Genomic DNA, 17,481 nt, shown 5'->3' on the forward strand with positions numbered 1-17,481 from the left:
CGGCGATGGGTGGGTGGAATGCTTTGGGGGACAGTTCTATTCATTGCCGTGTGGCGCGTTGTGGTAGTCGGCGGATGCCGCAGGAGAGTTCGTTGGCGAGGTCCTGATACGCGTCGGCGGCCTCGGCGAGCTGCAGTGAGGCGTCGTAGAACAGTTCGTCCGGTGCGGTGGCGAGTCCGATATGGGTGTGCACGGACTGCTGCGCGAGCTGGTCGATGACCTGCCCCATGGTGTGGGTGGATAAGCGCGCGGCGGGGAACGGGATCGGGGTGGCCGCCACTACCCATTGATCGATTGCCGACATCACGCGGGTGCGTTGCCGGTCGATGTGCTCGAGTGCGCACAGCGGCGTGTGTTCGCGGGTCTGATGCAGTATCGCGAGTTCCCCGACCGCGTCCAGCATGGGATGGTCGGTCATGGTGTGCAGCCCCCGGCAGGCGGCGAGCACGGCGTGTTTGTCGGGGAGTCCGGCGAAGGTCACCAGTGACCCCCCCAGGGCTGGAAGTCGCCGCGCCCGCCGCGTGATGTCGGTGGTCAGATCGGTATAACCATCGACCAGTTCCGCCAGCCGGAACCAGGCCGCGTGCACGGCGGGGTCGGCAGGATCGATGGTCATCAGCAGGTGGTATGCGTGTACCTGGGCTTCAGCCAACCGGGCTATCACCGCTCCCAATGTCTCGGTGTGCATGCTCGCCCCGGGCCGCGGGATCGGCAGGTGATCGGTAACCCACACATCCACCGCGAGCACGAGTGCACCTCTACGGCAACGACATTCACTGCCGAACGCGGTCAAACGCCGCTGGTACATGACACCGAAGTCGTGCGCCAGCTTCGCCAGTGGATGGATTCCTACGTGATGGCCCCGGATCGCCGACAACAGCGCCTCACCCGAGGGGAACAGCGCTACCGCGCCGGGTTCGCAACTGCCCGAGACCGTCGCGCTCCCAGCCGGATCTGGAATGGTGTGCACAGCTCACCGCCACACCACACAAGACCGAACCGGGCTGAGGAGCCGACGAGCAGCGGAGACCACGCTGGTACGCGACGGCAACGACTGCGCAGTCGAGGGCTGCGACACCCAGAACCATCCGGTCGGATGATCGGTCATTGGAAGCCAGACTCGTTCGCCGGACGCGAGAATCCGCACGCCGCGTTCCTCTAATTGGGCCAGCGTGTGCATGCCGAGCCTGCCGCCCCACGCCGGACCGACGAGGAAGACCCAGTCGCGATTCGGTCGTGAGTAGCTGATGATCGGCATCGACACGCACCGGGTCTCCTCGAGAAGCACCTCGCGCACGTGCCTGCCCAGACCCGCGGGCATCGCCACCGCGCCCAAGGCTGGAGTCGCAATCACCGACACACGCTCGAACGCACACGACACCGCGAACCCTCGCGAACAGCTCTCGGTCACCTGGCATGGGCCGGTGAGCCCGTTCCTGTCGAAGCAGGTGTGACGTTCCTTGCTCCGGGTAGTGACACCAAGTAGATGTCGGGCCCCGATGGTTGACCGCTTCTTGAGTGTATGGATGCGGGCGACGGGGTTGAAAAGTTCTGAAAGGTCTGTTGCGGCCCAACATTTGGGTTAGTCCGGCTGCTGACGAGGGCTTGTGTGAAGCGCCGAACCAGGGTGTCATCTGATCTTTGCAGCAGTCCCTTCCGCTTGTATGCAGCGCCGATCGCATCCGGCCTACCTCAATCCTGGGGCTCCTCGTCCCGAGATAGGACTGGACAATTCTTATTCACCAGGGCTGCAACGCCATTCACGCGTTGTCCCATAGGACGCATCATCAGAGCCAGTGAGATTTCGACGCAACAAGAAGGGCCGGGTCCGCCAGTGGTCGGGATTCTGCGATGCACAGCCAAGGAGGAGTCATGGCTTGGCAACATCTGGAGTCCCGGGCGCGAGTGGAAGCCCGTCCGAGACGCCGATGACTGGGGGAAGACCAACGAGGTGGTCCTGATCCTGACCGGTCGGAAACAGCAGCAGGCCGTGGAGTTCCTAGGACATGCCAAGTCCGGCCGAGAGGTAGGAACCTGAACAGCCCCGAGTTTCCTGCCGGCTTCATGGTTGAGTCATCACCGGCTGGGATGGCTGTCGTTGAGCGTAGTAGGCGGCCTCGTATTCCTCGGGTGGGATGTGTCCGAGCAGGCTGTGCAGCCGCCGGTTGTTGTACCAGTCGATCCACTCCATCGTGGCGAATTCGACGTCGGCGAGCGATTTCAGCGGCCCGGTGAGAAACGGGCTATCGCGGGCCACTGTCTCGGTTTTGAACAGCCCGATCGTCGATTCCGCGAGCGCGTTGGTGTGTCCTGTTCGTGCGGGAATGCCGACTTGGAGACCTCAACCCACCGGTCATCGCTATCTACCACGTCACCACCTACCGCTCGGCCCCCCGCGGCCGAACGCGGGTCGCGTGCTTCGGCAGTTGAGATTACCCGTCGATGGCTGGTGCCGAGCAGTGGCACGCCAATGTGCCTGGTCGCTGTGTTAGTCGCGAATGACTCCCGCGCTTTGTGCCCTTGTCGCCGCGCCCCATAGCCTGGCGCACCGTAGCTGAACTACTGCACGCCGCTCGAGTCGCATCCTCGAAGACCGACTGCGAACGTTCGATTCCGACGCGGCAAATGCGACTACGAACTGGCACTCTGGAAATGGCGTCGGTAATCATGGTTGGACGATCTTGCGAGGCCTGCCGCGTTTCGGGGCAGCAGGTCGCCACGCTGTTAAGTGATCGTCAGTGATCGCGTGCTGATGCTGAATCTTCGTACTGAAGTCGACAATGTTGTGGAGTCGATCGGGATGCCACTGGCGGATCCACGGTTCCAGCTCCATCAGACCGGCGAGCAGAGGCATCAGCTGGCCTTTTGTGGTGTTGCCGTTTGTCGAGCTTTGGCCCCGAGCGTGATTGGCTGCGGTGTGGTGGGGTGAATCCCTCCGGGCGGGTCTGTCTGGTCCTGCTATGTCGCATATGACAGGTGAGATCCCATCAGACCGACGGGCAGGTCGTGTTATCGGTGACCACCGAGCTCGGATTCGGGTGGACCGAGCGAACCCATGCGGCTGCCGATTCAGTGTCAGCATCAGTGCAGATTCCGACGACATGGATTGTGCCGAGATCGCGGTTCCTTGCTCGCACGCGAAGAACACGGTGTGAATGCCTGTGCGGGTTGGGGTGGATGATGGCAGCAGACGCCGAGTCACCAGGCGCGTATCCGGCGACGTAGGTGAGCAGCTGATGCACGTCGGCGGCCGACACGACGCGGGATTGATACGTTTTGTATTTTGCGTCGACGGGGAAGAACATGTGTTCGTTTCCGGCGCTGGGGATTTGGAGCAGGACGTCGGGTCGTAACGGTGGGCGGTTGTCGATGTCGCCGTGGACCGTGATCGCGTTGGGGCCGGTGCATGGGACGATTCGGGCGCCCGTCGGGGCTGCGTCGGCTGTCAATCGGACCACGGCTGATTCCCATAGTCTGGGCATGTCGAGCAGCAGGCTTTCGGCGGCTGTCCCGGTATCGGCAACTAGGTCGGCCACGCCACCGCCTCGTAAGACCAAACCGGACCAGAGGTGCGCTGGTTGGTAGCGACGATTGAGGCGGGTGTATGTGGCCCGGTTCAGGGCGTGCAGCGCTGCGGAAACTGAACCGTGGATGGGGAATTCGGCCGCGATGGTGGTGAGCTGCTGGGCCAGTTTCGGATCACTGACCATGGTTCGTGCGGCGCGTAGTGCGTGGCCGCATATCTGGTTTTCCCAGATGTCGACACGGCGGTCGAAGTTCTGTATGTGCAGTTGGTCGAGCATGCCGTAGCGTCGGGTGGCTTGGGCTACGGCATCGAATCTGCCGCGGAGGACCGCGACGACGTCGTTGTGGCGGACATATTCTCGGCGAAGCCCATCGCGCAATAGGTTTCGGCATTCGCCGAGCAGAGCGGCGGCGACGATGTCGGCGAAGCCGTGGCGGTCTACTGTCCAGTCGCGGGTCGTTGCCTCGTGGGGGACGGGTGCGGCCATCGCGTAACACAGCCAGCGGATGAGGGATTCGCCGGTGAATGCCATTTTGGGGGTGATTACCAGCCGGATTCGGTCGAGGGTGAGGACTCCGACTGTGGCTTCGGCTTTGAGGAGCCATCCGTGGCGGTCGGGGGTTACGGTGAAGCGGCGTTGTTGCTGTAGGGCCTGCAGGCGTGCGAGGTCGCGGCTGGTGAGTAGGTCCTCGGCCACGGTGACCGAGTGGTATTCGCCGAGACGGATTTCGTGGCGGTCAGTCATCGAGATCCTGTGTGCCAGTGGCGAATTCCTCGGCGAGTACGGTGGGTAGGTCGCTGATGGCGATGTGGGCGGGGTGGCCGGTGTTCGCGTCGACGAGACGGCCGAGGATTCGGCGGAGCAGTTCGACGCGGCCGACGCAGTAGTCCTCGATGAGGGGGAGGATGTCGTGGTAGTAGGCGGCGGCGAGTTCTTCCTCGGTGGCAACAGGTTCGTTGTTGCGTAGCAGATATGCGTGGCCGATCTGGTGGTCGGCGTCGAGGCTGGCGGTGATGCGGTCGTTGACTGAGGAGAGAAATCCCGGTAGGTCGAGGGGGCCGACGGTGCCGGAGAGGGCATCGGGGTCGGGGCTGACGGGGAGGAAGGCGAAGCGGCGGCGGATTGCGGCGTCGAGGTGGCTGACACTGCGGTCAGCGGTGTTCATCGTGGCGATGATGCGGACGTTCGGTGGGACGGTGAATTTGCGCTGGCTGATAGGGAGGTCGACGCTCATGCCGCGCTTGTCGGATTCGAGGAGGGTGATGAGTTCGCCGAAGATGCGCGGCAGGTCGCCTCGGTTGATTTCGTCGATGATCAGCAGGAAGGTTTCGTCCTCGTCGGCAGCTGCGGCTGCGGTGCAGAGTTTGTGGAACAGGCCGTCGGTGAGTTCGAGGTGCAGGCCTGCGCCGGTGGGGTGATGTGTGGGCTTGAAGCCTTCGACGAAGTCCTCGTAGCCGTAGGAGGGGTGGAAGGTGACGATGCGGGTGCGACCGGAGTCGAGCATGGTGTCGACGGCGTTGGCGCGGTCGGCGGAGTCGATGTCGTTGGCACGACCGTGTGCGGCGAGTGCTGCGTTGATCGCCAGTCGGGTCTTGCCGGTGCCGGGCGGGCCGTACAGGATCGCCTGGCCTTTGCGGTCGAGGGCTGCGAGGACCTGCGAAATATCTTCGGGGAGTTCGATGACCGCGTTGTCGTGTTCGGTTCCCTTGTGATTCGAGCCCTGCAGCAGGACTGACAACAGCTTGTCGGGCAGCTTGTGGAAGGTGGGCACCCAGGCGTTCTGTGGTTCGGGAAGGTCTTGCTGGTAGGAGGTATCCCACGCCACTGGGACAATGTGCTGCAGATGCGGACGTGATTCGTCGAAGCGGTAGCCGTCGGTGACGGTGCCGATCGCAAGAACATGGGACTTCCCACGGTTGGCCACGATTCGGTCGCCGGGCTCCAGGTCACGGTAGGCCAACAGGTTTCGTGCCTTGACGAGGTTTCCGCCGGTGCCCTGGTTGGGGTAGCTCGCGTCCAGGGCTGCTTTGAGTTCGGTGTCGCTGGTGTATTGGGTGAGATCGCCGACCTCGTCCCAGCCGACGCAAATGTAGCCTCCGGCGATGCAGTCGTCCCAGTACATGGCGTTCTTACCGGGGGCGATCTTCCATGCAGTCCGCTTGCGTGGCTTCGGGTCGAACTCCTGGTACAGGAATCGCATCACCTCGTGTGGTGCCCAGCCTGCGAACTCGGCAGTATTGGCAACAAGCTCACGGAGTTGGCGGTTCGCCCGCCACGCGGGGACGTTGCGTTCTGGGGTTCCGCCAAGCGTTTCGATGAATCGGCGCAGGTGTGAAAGCGAGAAAATCGGTAGGAAATGCTGGGGGTAGTAGGTCGCGAGGGACTTCGTCACCAACGCCTGGCCCGACAACAGCACGTTCAGCTCGTCGAGTGCCGCGAAATCCTCGCGGCCCGCCGCGTCGAATGCGGCAACGAACTGCCCGCGCAAACGTTCCCAGGCTGCGTCGATCTCGAGACCTGCGAGTGGCGGTGCCAGTCTCCACTCGCCCGAGTTGTGTCGGAATATCATGTGTTTACCCGCGCTACCACCGCTGATGCTGCCGAGATCGGTGGTGACGAATTCCATCAGACGGGAGTAGCCGAGTCCGTCACCGTCGCGGCCGAGCCCCAGGGCGTAACGGGTGAGGGGAAGCGATCCCCACTGGTCCAGCGGGAACAGATCGAGGACCTGTTGCCGCTGTTGTTCCGCTCGGGCAACGGCTTCCGCGATCGAGGCGCGGTCGAAGTCGGCTACGGCGGTGCGGATGTCCATGATGTCCTTCCGATCGGCGGGGTGATGTTTGTGATGAAAGTCAGTGTGTTGCTGGGGGAATGCGGTGATCGGCCAGATGGCTGAGGATGCCCTGGTTGGCTCCCAGCAGTCCGGGAACTTCACCTCCAAGCCCGGGCGGACGGGTTCGGTCGACGGGGGCGCATTGAGCAGTTCCGACTGGTCCAGCTGATGGTCCCGAACTATTGCGATGTTCGTCAGGTACTTCAAGGCGAGAAGCAAGACGCGTAAGCATGAAACCTCTTGGTGGAGTGCTCAAGTGGCTACATCCCCGACAAATGCGACTCTTATCCTGCTCGCGCAGCAGGTGCTCGGCAAGGGCGCGCCGAACACATCGTCAGTTTTCGAACGGCTTAAATTCGGATAGCCAATAACGTCGCCGTGCAGCGAGTTATGGGGCTCCGCATCGCCGAAAGGCCAGAGTTGGCCAGTTTCGTTCAGATCCGCACATCCCTGATCAGAGCTGTTCAAGGGTAGTGTCCAGGCGAATTGCCCTGTGTTGCACTAGTTCTCGAATCCGCTGGAATGATTGGAGAATAACGGTGTGGCGAGAGATCGGCGAGACGGTACGCAAAGCCATGGACGGTTGGGGCGCGGCAGCGCGTTTCGTTGTATGCGTGTCGGCGCTCACTGCCGCAGCTGCGGTGCTGCTCGTCTGTGCACCGTGAACAGGCCGGGGAGGTGGCGGCGCGGGGCATGACGTCGACGATGAATAGCGCCGAGGACGATCCGCGTGTGCAGTTGGCCGTCGGCCTGGCTGCGCTGCGTGCGGCGGTGGGTGGCCCGAGCTATCGAGATCTGCACCTGATTCTGAAGGTGGTGCGCAAGGTTCCGGTCAGCGCGGGCACCCTGCGCAACGCCGAAAAGAACATCGGGATGCCGAAGTTGGCGACTGTGATCCAGTTCGTGACCGCCTGCCGCCACGTCGCCGAGAACAACGACCTGGGCCTCGACCCGTCCCTGTTCGCTCCGGACACTTGGACGGGCCTTTGGCGGAAGATCAACGCACCGGTCGAGACCGCATTAGAGGTCGAGATCGCGGTGACGAAATCCGTGGCACGCGAAGACGATACCGACACGGCCCGCTGGTCCGCGCAGCTCAGCGACGACCGTGACGTATCTGGTCCGGTCCACCCTCTGCGCGAGGTCACCGATCCTTCCGTGCTGGAGGTGCATAGGCCGATCCTCGTCGACGAAGAGGCGCGTGACGACTCTCAGCAAGTGAACGCCGTTGGCGCCCTTGGCATCGTCAACGCCACCGCCCGCCACCATGAGACCGCGCTCCCGCTGCCGGAGCCGATCACCACGAGCCTTCCATCCGCGCCTCGGGCTTTTGTCGGCCGCGGCCCCGAGTTGCGGCAGATCCTCGATTCCGCCTCCCGGGAGCGGGTCGTGTCAATCCATGCGATCGACGGCATGGCTGGCATCGGCAAAACTGCCCTCGCCATCCGGGCCGCCCATGACCTGGCAGGACGGTTCCCGGATGGGCAGTACTTCATCGAACTACACGCCCACACGCCCGGCCAACCGGCCGCCGATCCGTCTGAAGTGCTGGCGGGGCTGCTAATCGAACTAGGCCTGAACCCGCACAATATCCCTGACACCCTGACCGGGCGCCGGGATCTGTGGCGCCACCGCCTAGCTAATAGGAAGGTACTGGTGGTGCTCGACGACGCCGCCAGCCGGAGCCAGGTCGAGCCGTTGCTGCCGAGCGGACCCGATTGTCTGGCCCTGATTACCAGCCGTCACCGCCTCCTACTATTGCCGGACATGCGGCCGCTTCCGTTGGAGGTTCTCGACCCGCAGGCTGCCACGGATCTATTCCTCACCGTCGCCCACCGCGACTCCAAGGACGACGGTGAACGTGACGTGGCCATGTGTATCGCTGAGGTGTGTGGGTATCTGCCATTGGCGATAGGACTGGTGGCCGGGCGCGTGGCCCACCGCCCAGGATGGACGGCTGCTGAGATTGGCGACCTGGCCGAGGAATTCGCGGCGGCGACGGACCGGTTGACTGCGCTCGACACCGCCGACGATCCCGTCGTGCGTGCCGGGTTCGATCTGTCGTACCGGGACTTACCATCCCAACGGCAACTGCTGTTCCGCCGCCTGGGATTACACCCCGGCCCGGACCTCGACGCCTACGTCGCTGCCGCCGTGGCCGGGATAGATCTGGCGACAGCCAGACGTGAGCTAGACGCCCTCTACACCGATCACCTCCTCGACGAAACCGCGCGAGGCCGGTACAGAATGCACGACCTGCTCCGCAACTACGCACATAGCGTCACCTTCCACGACTCGACCACCAACAACACTTGGGCCGTGAACCGGCTACTGGACTACTACCAGCACACCGCGACCCACGCGGATCGATGGCTGACAGTCCGTACCCGGCCTGCCGACGACAAGGCCGCTATACCCGCAGGTGGTACGGCGGGTGGTGTGGTGGTGCGGGACTTCGGAGATCAGTCGCAGGCGTTGGCCTGGATGCGCGCTGAGCGGGCCAACCTGTTGGCCTGCGTGGAGCTTACTGCTGGTCGCGACCCGGCTCGAATGGTCGCATTAACCGCGGCGATGGCAGGATTGCTGGATCGGGAAGGCCCGTGGACATTAGCGGCTCGACTGCACCATCGCGCAGCCAATACCGCCCATCGCCTCGGCGACCGCCTCGAAGAAGCCAACGCACTCTCTGAAATCGCCTATGCGGGTTGGTTCAGCAACAACACCAAGGAGACTACCGAGCTGCACCAGCGAGCCCTCGCTCTCTACCGCGCCCTCGGCAACCGGCTCGGCCAAGCCAACTCCCTGAACGGCCTGGGATGGGCGCGCCGCGAGGAAGGAAATACTGGACTGGCTATAGATCTGTACCAGCGGGCTCTGACGCTCTACCGCGACATTGGTGACGGCCTCGGAGAAGGAATGGTCCTGAACAACCTCGGCCGACTACGCCGATTCACCGGCGATAACGAGCGAGCCGCCGACCTGTACCAGCAAGCCCTAACTCTCTACTGTGACCTCAACAACAGTCAGGGCCAAGCTCACGCTCTGGTGAATCTCGGCTCCTTGCGCGCGGACACCGGCGATAGAGACCAGGCCGCTGACCTGTACCAGAGGGCCCTGACCCTCTACCGCGGCGTCGGTGACCGGCAAAGTCAATCCCTGCCTCTCACTGGTCTCGCCGAGATGCACTACGAAACTGGTGATTACAGTCAGGCCGCCGAACTGGTGCGGGAGGCGTTGGCTCTTGACCGCGACATCGGCAACCGCAGCTGGGAAGCGCTTGATCTTCGGCTCCTCGGCGCCGTGTGCCTGGCCACTGGAGACAACGGGCAAGCCGCTGAGATGTTCCAGGCGGCCCTCGCCATCCACCGCGAAACAGGCTACCGCCTTGGGGACGCCGAGGAACTCAACCGCCTCGGGCAACTACTGCTGGCCGCTAGCGAACCGGGTCAGGCGTTGACGGCCTTCGCCGACGCTCTCGAGTTGGCCCGCGAGGCCGGATCTCAGCTCGAACAGGCCCGCGCCCTTGAGGGGGCAGGCCGCTGTCGGGCTGGCCTCGGTGATAACCCCGCCGCAGTATCCGACCTGAGTGCTGCCGTCGCGATCTACCGGCGCATCGGCGCACCTGAAGCCGATTCCGCTGTCGGGCACCTTGCCGAACTCGAAGCCAATCCGTCACAGGGCTGAGCGCGGGTGTCAAGCGCGGAGCGTGCTGTTCGTGGCCTGTACCCATGCGAGAGACCAGCTGCTGGTCACCTGGCACGGGACCGCTAGCAGGTTCCTGAGGAGATGATCGCTCGAGGCCTTTCGGACTACACGGTCTTCGTCAGTGCCCTCCCTGAGGATTCGCTTCCGAAGAGTGTTTGTAAGCGTGGACAGATCCGGGGTCAACCTCGCCAGCTGGTTTGATTCGACTGGTAGGTAACTATCAGGAGATTCGATATGACTCACCGCTCGACCGCTCTGATCACCGGTGCTTCGGCGGGATTCGGTCTGGCTCTTGCGCGCTCGCTCATCGGGCGCGGCTGAACTGCCATCCGTCATGGTTGGGGACGGCTTTCCGGTGGAGTGAAGCCTCGTGGCCACCGAGTCTGGTCGTTGTAGTAGATCTGGTCTGGCGACCCGTCCCCTAATGGAACAGCATCCGTTGCCCGAATGCTGACATCGGTTAGATTCGCATCGATGAGGGCCGCCCTGGCGAGGTTGGCGCCGCGGAGCTCGGCACGAGTCAGGTCCGCGTTACTGAAATTGGCTGCAGTCATATTCGCCCACTGCAGGGCGGAATCGGTCAGGGTCACCCCGAATCCCTGTACGTCAGTTAGGTTCGCCCTTTGGAGGTTGGCGCCGAACAAGTTTGCCCCGGCCAGGAGAGCGCCGGTCAAGTTCGTGTCGTTAAGCACTGCGTGGGTGAGGTCCGCTAAAGACAGAAAGGCGTCGGTAAGGTTCGCGCCACTCATGATCACTTTCGCCAGGTTCGCGCCATAGAGGCGCGCACCAGCTAAGCATGAACCGCTGAGGTCGATCGGGTTCTGATCATCATGGCGGATATCTCGGCGGGCAATCACAGTCAGCACTGCCTCAATATCAGCGGGGGGTGGAGGAGCCAAAGTCGTCCCTTGGCGCGCGGGCCCGCGGCATTGCGACGCTGTCGTATGTGTGCGAATGAATGCGCCAAGTACAGAAAAAACAGTCGAATGATCCGAGGGTGAGTCTTTTGCCAGCCGCTCTAGCAGATAAATACCGGAAAGGCGTTCGTCGATCTTCTCTGATGAGAGGAGTTTGGCAGCCTTCTCGAACCGGTCGGTTACTGCAGTCTGCTGCGACAACGCGTACTGGTTGTTTGTGGCTCGAAGTGATTGGCTGGTGAACCAGAGCGCGCCAATGGCTGCTGCTGTTGTCGCCAGCGCGGTGATCGTTGTCCAGCCCGACCAGGCGAATATCGCGTGCAGACTGCTCGCGAATCGTTGCCCACGCGTTGGTGGCGGAGATGGAGGTTCCGGCGTTGGAGGCGGCTCAGGTGGCTGAGGGGGCGCCGGAGGATGTAACGAACGGCCTCGCCCTGCCACGTGCCCTGGACGCGCTGGCGTAGGTCCTCCCCCCATTGTCATCGCCGCCTCCTTCTGAAAACCATCTGCGCCAGCTACGGTAGCGCGATCCCGTTGGTCCAGTTTGAGATCGATGGCGCCGATTGGCAAAGCCACCCATTGATATTCAAGGTCGCGCGGCTGCCCAGTTCCGTATGACGACGGCGGCTGTCACCGAGTTCCGGGTCGGAAAATATCCAGGACCTGCTTCGCGGAGGTGAGTTGCTCCTTGCGGATCAGTTTGTGGGTGATGATCCAGCCCAGGGGTAGCAGGAGGGCCGGGGTGAGCAATGGCTCGACTCTCCAGCCAGCCACAGCGATGTCGAATCGAATCAGGAGGAGCACCAAAGGAAGTGGGGTGAATGCAATCAGGAAGGAGGTGATTCGCTGCCACAACTTTGGGGGTTCGGGTGATAGGAGGTGCAACGAGAGTGGCAGGTCGTGGTAGCGCTCGGTAACCACGATCCCCAACAAGTTCACCACTTCGTCGTATAAGTCCGATTTTGTGGGGGCCTGTGGGAAGCGTATCCACGTCGTCAGATCTCGAAAGTACTGCGCCGCAAGACGGATGCGCTCGGCGTCACGGATGTCACGCCGTCTAGTCCGTGGCGCGGTGCGTTCGATTTCGCGCGCGATGTTGTCGAGCCGCAGTAGCCAAACCTCCTGTGCGCGTTCGTCGCTCAGCGTCATCTCGTCTTCGTGGCGCATCCTGAGCAACTTGCTATGTGGAAGAATATGTTGGTGCGAGGGGTCAAGGTCAGCTGCTGCTGGAAGGTCAGGAACGACATGGCTATGATGAGCACCGTCACGGGCAGCGCCGAGGTAACGACGACCACAAATTGCGATAGGACGGTCAACAGGTTTGAGAGCGGCTGGGTTGCCGGAGTAGTCGTCGTCTACCTCTAGTTTCCAATGCATAAGGTGCCGAATGTCAGCCGTTCGCTGCCCGGAGTTCCGTTGTCAGCACACTGAAGTACTGCTGTTCACGCCAAAGGCGCCGGTTGCCGATCACGTAGAACCGACGTCTCGCGCGGGACACCGCGACGTTGAGGAGATTGGGTTTCGCGGCGGCCCACGCCCGGGCCCCGCCCTTTTCGAGTGGGGTCCCCAACACCAGGATCACGACGTCGGCTTCTTGACCTTGAACGGTGTGGACGGTTCCGACTTTTCGCTCTGCGAAATCGCGGTCGACGACTTGCCGAGCAATGGATTTCGCGCCGCGCACGACGTCCCGAAACGGGCTGACTACGCGGATGTCATTGGGCGCGATAGCCATGCCATTCGTCAGCATGTCCAGCAGGTCACGTAGTTGTTCGCCTTCGGCGGGAATCCAGTTGCCGTCGGCGCGATCCGATGGGATATCGAACCACGTATTTTCGCCGACGAATTGGCCACGGTCCGGGGTGCCGTAGATCATGAGGTCGCCGCCGTAGGCAATGCGGTTGGACACCTCGAACATGGGGCGGTCGCAGCGTCGGTGTACTCGGAGTGGCGAACCGACCCAGATCGCGGTGTCGCCGTTGGGGTCTGCCAGTGCGGTGCCATGCCGAGCAAGTCGGTCGGCGACTCGCTGCGCGGAGGTGAAATCCGGTGTCCACTCCTCTTCCAAGCGGTGATGCCGCAGCAGCGCCTGCTGCGCCGGAAACGGCAGTGTGACAATTGGTTCCAGCTGCTGTGGGTCTCCGACGATGACCGCGCGGCGGGCACGCCAAATCCCGCCGGCGACCTGCTGTGGTGTGGCTTGGCCGGCTTCATCGACAAACAGCCAGCCGAGTGCCTCGCTGTGGAGGTCCTTGAACAAGCGCGGGAGAGAGGCGAATGTTGTCGAGACCATCGGCACGACCAAGAACAGCGTCTGCCAAGCAGCGGCAATGGTTTCGGGCTTCGGTGTGGTCTTGACTTGGTTGCGAATCAGCGAGGTGGCTACCGCCAGATTGCCGCGCATCTGGGATGCCGTGTTGAGCGTGAATGCCTTGTGCAGTGTCAACGCTTCGAGGAAAAGACGGTGCCGCGCCGCGGTGAACTCCTTGTCGGCCCAGGCATTACAGAGCTGAAACTGTTGCTCGTCGGCTAGGTTCTCGCCGAATGGCACAGTCCCGGGCCACCGCTGGCATGCCTGCTCGATCAGCGCGGAAACGGCTGTCTTGGCAGCGACTGCATCGCGGTGTTCTTGGACGCGTCGTTGCCCCAACTCCGCAGCTTCCTGGTAATTCCGGTAGGCGAGTCGCGCTGCTGCGATCTGATTGTCGAGTTGTTGTTTCGTCGAATCGCGTGCCGCGACAAGCTGTTTGCTTCGTGTGCTCCAGTCTCGGCCGGCGCGGAACCACGTCGACAGTGAAACCCAGAATCCGGGCTTGCGCTGGTCGTGATCAGTGAGGATTGCGGCAGCCTGCCGATATTCAGCATCGGCGGCACGGCAGCGTTCTTGCGCCGTCCGGTGCTGTTCACCCCAGTGCTCGTGTTGCTCATTCGCGGACAGGATGTCGGCCCAAGCAGATCGGATTACTCCGTCGAGGCGGGCCAGTTCGGCAATGGCGTTTGCTACGGACTGCCGCTCCTCTGCGAGTTGACGAACTTCCTGCTGGGCGCGCTTGAACGACCTCACGGTCGCAGCCCAGTCCGGGACCGTTGCGGGTTCTGCGCTTGCCCGCGCCAACGTATCCTTCATACCGATGTTCTGGGGTGTGGCTCGGCTAGCGTCAGTCTCGTTTGCTGTCTGCGGGGCGACGGGCTGATCTCGCGAGTCGTTCCCAAACCAGAATCTGCCGACGAAGTCCCGCCGATTCGCCATCTTGCCCAAGACAGCGGTGATCAGACCCCACGCCTCACCATCGAGCACCAGCGATGCCAGGTCGGTGAAGTAGTCGACCGCCAGGGCTTCGTCTTGTGCTCCCGAAACCGCGGTGACGGCGGGTATTTCCGCCGTCACATTGGTCGCCGCGTCATTACTCGCGGTGGCGACGACGACCTCCAAGCCGGTCAAAGCGGGAAGTAACTCGTAGACCGCTGGCTTGTAGTTGTTTTCCCCCACCTGGACGACCTCGATCTTGCGGGTGAACGCGGCGGCGGGGCGATCCAATTCCGCGAGTCGGGTCGCGCGTTCTACAACGATTGCGGCGAGTGCATCGCGCAGCATTGTGGTCTTGCCGGTGCCAGGTGGTCCATTGACCGCGAAAACCCCTTTGCTATCGCGGAGTTCGGCCATCAATTGATTCACCGCGAACTGTTGGCTCAGCACCAGTGGTCGCCGCACATCGCCCGGCCATCGTCCTGTGGGAAAGCGAAGTGGTGAAACTCCGGCCACCACTGCTTCAGGTCGGGTCCGTACATCGACGCGGTGTTGGGCAGAGATCTCGCGGAGATCAGAAAGATAACCGCGCAGCGCGTCGCCGACATCGCCCTGTTGTACGGCCGTCTCCACCCGTGCTAAGTCATTGGCGATGAAACTGTTCAGGAAGTCTTGATCGGACGCTTCCCCGGCGTAGCGTTCTCGAACCTGGACGCATTTCACTCGCAGTCCGTCGATGCCGAGTGCATCGTTGATGCCCAACGCGGAGGCGAGCTCATTTACGAAGTCGTGTAGATCGCCGCTGGTCAGATCCAAGTTAGGCACGGTGGACTCGTCGCCGTTTGCTGGTGTTGCGCCATTGGCGGGCCGCCGTGTCAACATTCGCTCGGCGAAGGTGCCGGCTACCGTGCCAGCGATCCCGCCGAGAACTGGTCCACCCAGTGCGGTCGCCGCTGCGGTCGCGGCGACCGTGGCCGCCGATCCTGCTCCTTTGGCAATTGCCTCTGCACCGGCTGCGCGCGCTTGCCGTCCCACGCCCGCGGCGGCCCGCGATAATGCGGACTGTGGCAGCTCTTCCCGGGCGGAACCAACCTTGGGGGGCGCCATCTTGTTGAGCCCGGTAATGAAACCGCGGTGGTCGTCTTCGAATCCGTCGAGCCATGAGTTGTCACGCGGTCCGGGCGACCGAAGGCGGCTGATCGCCCATGCGCATGCCGATAGGATCGGCGAGTTCTCCACAATGCGCCCCTGTGCGTCCAAGGTGAACGCGAACATGGCGGTGGCGCCGGCGGGCCGTCCATCTGGTGGACACCTGTCGGCACCGAAGACTCGGATCAGTTCATCGCGTGCCCGGCTGACGTCGTATACACCGCCGTAGACGGTGAACTGCCATGTCATCCCTGCGGGCAATCGGTCGCGCCACAGTGGATGATCCCGGTCCCACGGCGCGATCTGATTGGCCGCTACGTCCACGACGACCGGGCTGGAAGAGCGGTTGGACCGACTCGTCAGCTCGGGGACGTCCTGCGGGCTGAACATCTCGACTGCTCGCCAGAACCGGACCAACTGCGCGGCCTGTTTTGTCCCACCCATACTTGCTTCCCCCATCCACTACCGCTCGAGACAGCGAGGACTTGATCAACGGTACGCTGGTTCGAGTTCGGCAACGCCGAAAACGTCAGAGTCCCTACGGAATACGGCGTGCGGGACGTAGCCACTGCCAGCTTCAGTCGTTGATGAACTCCTGCGCGGCAGTGAAATTCGAGTCGTCGATCCCGATCAGTGCATCGACGAACTCTTGTCCGACATCCAGTGGCGCCGACGCGGAGAACGAACCGTCGGTCAACATCGCCGCGGGTGCGGACAACCCTCGTGTCGACAGCAGCCGCTGCGCGGTCTGCTGTACATCCGCTGCTACCCGCGACTGCCATGGAGTCAGGGCTGTCGCGAAGTCGATTGAGACAGTGATGATCTGCTCGGCGGGCGACTCGCGAACAGTGATCCGGCTGCCGTTTCCGGTGACACCCGATTGCACTTCCACCATCGGCGCCGGGCGAGAACTCACCTCGCCGCAAATGGGATGATTCCGCTTCGGTATTCCGCGCGGCAGCACAACAGTGGGTGGGCCGTCCAATACCTCGGGTCCCAGCTCGAATGCTTTCTGGGCCCGCAGAGAGACAGTCGCCGATACTGCCGACGCGGTGAGCACTGCACGCGCTGCCGTCACCCAGCCACGAGTAGTGAAATGGTCTACAGCAGGTAGGAATTTCTCGCTCATCGCGGGTGACAATTGCCCGATTCGGTCCTCATCGATCCGGACCTCCACGATTCGTTTCGTGGTCCGTGCACTCGACTGCTCGATCGCGACAAGGGAGACGATCACTGGGCGGTCTCCGCCATCGGTGTGGTAGCACGTCAATACATCCGCGTGGTCAGCTGTCTTCAGTACCTGTACCGCGCTACCTTCCGGCAGCAGCGTGTATGCCACTGTAGGTGGATCGTTCAGCGGGACAATGGCTTCAGGGCTCGACACATAGAGGTGGAAGCTCGTACTGAGTCTGCGCTGCTCGCGGCCGTGTTCGTCCCAGTCCGAATACTCTCGCGCCCAGATTCGACCCGCCGCCACCGGCACATATCCGAGTTCTATTAGTTCCAACAGCGGTCGGTGGTAACGGATTGCATCCTGCCGGGGCAAATTCCCCACCGTACAGTTCCCGAAACGGACACCGACCGCGTTCCGGTCATGTGGGTTCTCCGGTTCGGGAATCAGTTCGACCAAACGAGAGGTCTCGGTGCCGCGAGGATCGAAATCGTCACCGAGCATCCCGATGAAGTTCGGAATATAGGCGTGGATCCCGACGACCTCTTGCGCGGCCCAACCTCTGCTCGCGGTCCACAGCTGGTATACCGGGCGACCGGTCGTCATCGGATTCATTCGTTGCTCCGGGTGTTCATGGTGCCGTACGGACCCTGGCGAAATCCTATGTCGGGATGGGAGACTCGCGATGGAAACCGGAGTTCCTGCGGATGCCTGCAACGGGCGATCGCGGAGCGGATCGGGTGGGGGCATTCCTCCTCGATTCTTACCTTCCAGCGAGGACCCAGTCGTCAAAGCTCGAGGAGTAAACCGAAGCCAGGCAGTCCCGAGACTCAGGCTTAATACTGCAACTGCACTCAGGTGGTTCGGTGCTGGTAGACCTGTCGGGTGGTGTTGGATCATGTTGTGGCGGAGCTGGATTCGTTGATGGCGAG

10 protein-coding genes and 1 pseudogene are annotated in these 17,481 nt (G+C 62.6%); 1 reads left to right on the top strand and 10 read right to left on the bottom strand.

The annotated features are described in order from the left end of the window. Window positions 1-40: 40 nt before the first annotated feature. The 6 genes and pseudogenes from ACZ60G_RS23125 to ACZ60G_RS23150 form a co-directional block, all read right to left on the bottom strand. Window positions 41-970: a DUF4254 domain-containing protein gene (locus ACZ60G_RS23125; protein ID WP_465812118.1), complete on the bottom strand. Its 930-nt coding sequence runs from the start codon at window positions 968-970 to the stop codon at window positions 41-43. A gap of 3 nt (window positions 971-973) precedes the next feature. After that, complete coding sequence (locus ACZ60G_RS23130; RefSeq protein WP_465812120.1) at window positions 974-1,354, bottom strand: hypothetical protein; 381 nt, start codon at window positions 1,352-1,354, stop codon at window positions 974-976. A 708-nt stretch (window positions 1,355-2,062) separates the two neighbouring features. Next, window positions 2,063-2,320 (bottom strand): annotated as a pseudogene (locus ACZ60G_RS23135) (integrase core domain-containing protein); the annotation flags it as partial. Window positions 2,321-2,665: 345 nt separating this feature from the next. After that, window positions 2,666-3,103 carry a DUF7008 domain-containing protein gene (locus tag ACZ60G_RS23140; protein ID WP_465812121.1) on the bottom strand — a complete coding sequence of 146 codons (438 nt, stop codon included), beginning with the start codon at window positions 3,101-3,103 and terminating at the stop codon, window positions 2,666-2,668. Further along, on the bottom strand, window positions 2,988-4,271 hold the full coding sequence (locus ACZ60G_RS23145; RefSeq protein ID WP_465812123.1) for an McrC family protein: 1,284 nt from the start codon (window positions 4,269-4,271) through the stop codon (window positions 2,988-2,990). The genes ACZ60G_RS23140 and ACZ60G_RS23145 overlap by 116 nt, the downstream gene beginning before the upstream one ends. Next, window positions 4,264-6,339: an McrB family protein gene (locus ACZ60G_RS23150; RefSeq protein WP_465812125.1), complete on the bottom strand. Its 2,076-nt coding sequence runs from the start codon at window positions 6,337-6,339 to the stop codon at window positions 4,264-4,266. Before ACZ60G_RS23150 ends, ACZ60G_RS23145 begins: the two co-directional genes overlap by 8 nt. Window positions 6,340-7,053: 714 nt before the next feature. On the opposite strand from ACZ60G_RS23150, the gene ACZ60G_RS23155 reads away from it, so the two are divergent. Continuing rightward, the gene (locus ACZ60G_RS23155) at window positions 7,054-10,044 is read left to right on the top strand and encodes an ATP-binding protein (RefSeq protein WP_465812127.1); all 2,991 of its coding nucleotides are present in this window, start codon (window positions 7,054-7,056) and stop codon (window positions 10,042-10,044) included. Between the two features lie 353 nt (window positions 10,045-10,397). Here the strand turns inward: ACZ60G_RS23155 and ACZ60G_RS23160 are convergent, their stop codons facing one another. From ACZ60G_RS23160 to ACZ60G_RS23175, 4 genes are all read right to left on the bottom strand, one after another. Next, a complete protein-coding gene (locus ACZ60G_RS23160) occupies window positions 10,398-11,183 on the bottom strand; it encodes a pentapeptide repeat-containing protein (RefSeq protein WP_465812128.1) in 786 nt (261 codons plus the stop codon). A 429-nt stretch (window positions 11,184-11,612) separates the two neighbouring features. Further along, window positions 11,613-12,149, bottom strand: coding sequence for a hypothetical protein (locus ACZ60G_RS23165; RefSeq protein ID WP_465812130.1), 537 nt, complete (start codon window positions 12,147-12,149; stop codon window positions 11,613-11,615). Between the two features lie 223 nt (window positions 12,150-12,372). Beyond that, complete coding sequence (locus tag ACZ60G_RS23170; protein ID WP_465812132.1) at window positions 12,373-15,822, bottom strand: DEAD/DEAH box helicase; 3,450 nt, start codon at window positions 15,820-15,822, stop codon at window positions 12,373-12,375. Window positions 15,823-15,955: 133 nt separating this feature from the next. After that, a partial coding sequence (locus ACZ60G_RS23175; protein ID WP_465812134.1) for a hypothetical protein occupies window positions 15,956-17,481 on the bottom strand: 1,526 nt, incomplete at its 5' end.

The sequence above is a fragment of the Nocardia sp. NPDC102475 genome, assembly GCF_055584605.1.

Bases quoted from the DNA above. Each gene is read 5' to 3' on its own strand.
- ACZ60G_RS23165 (WP_465812130.1), bottom strand. From the start codon at position 12,149: ATGCGCCACGAAGACGAGATGACGCTGAGCGACGAACGCGCACAGGAG.
- ACZ60G_RS23170 (WP_465812132.1), bottom strand. From the start codon at position 15,822: ATGGGTGGGACAAAACAGGCCGCGCAGTTGGTCCGGTTCTGGCGAGCA.
- ACZ60G_RS23140 (WP_465812121.1), bottom strand. From the start codon at position 3,103: ATGTCGTCGGAATCTGCACTGATGCTGACACTGAATCGGCAGCCGCAT.
- ACZ60G_RS23145 (WP_465812123.1), bottom strand. From the start codon at position 4,271: ATGACTGACCGCCACGAAATCCGTCTCGGCGAATACCACTCGGTCACC.
- ACZ60G_RS23155 (WP_465812127.1), top strand. From the start codon at position 7,054: ATGACGTCGACGATGAATAGCGCCGAGGACGATCCGCGTGTGCAGTTG.
- ACZ60G_RS23150 (WP_465812125.1), bottom strand. From the start codon at position 6,339: ATGGACATCCGCACCGCCGTAGCCGACTTCGACCGCGCCTCGATCGCG.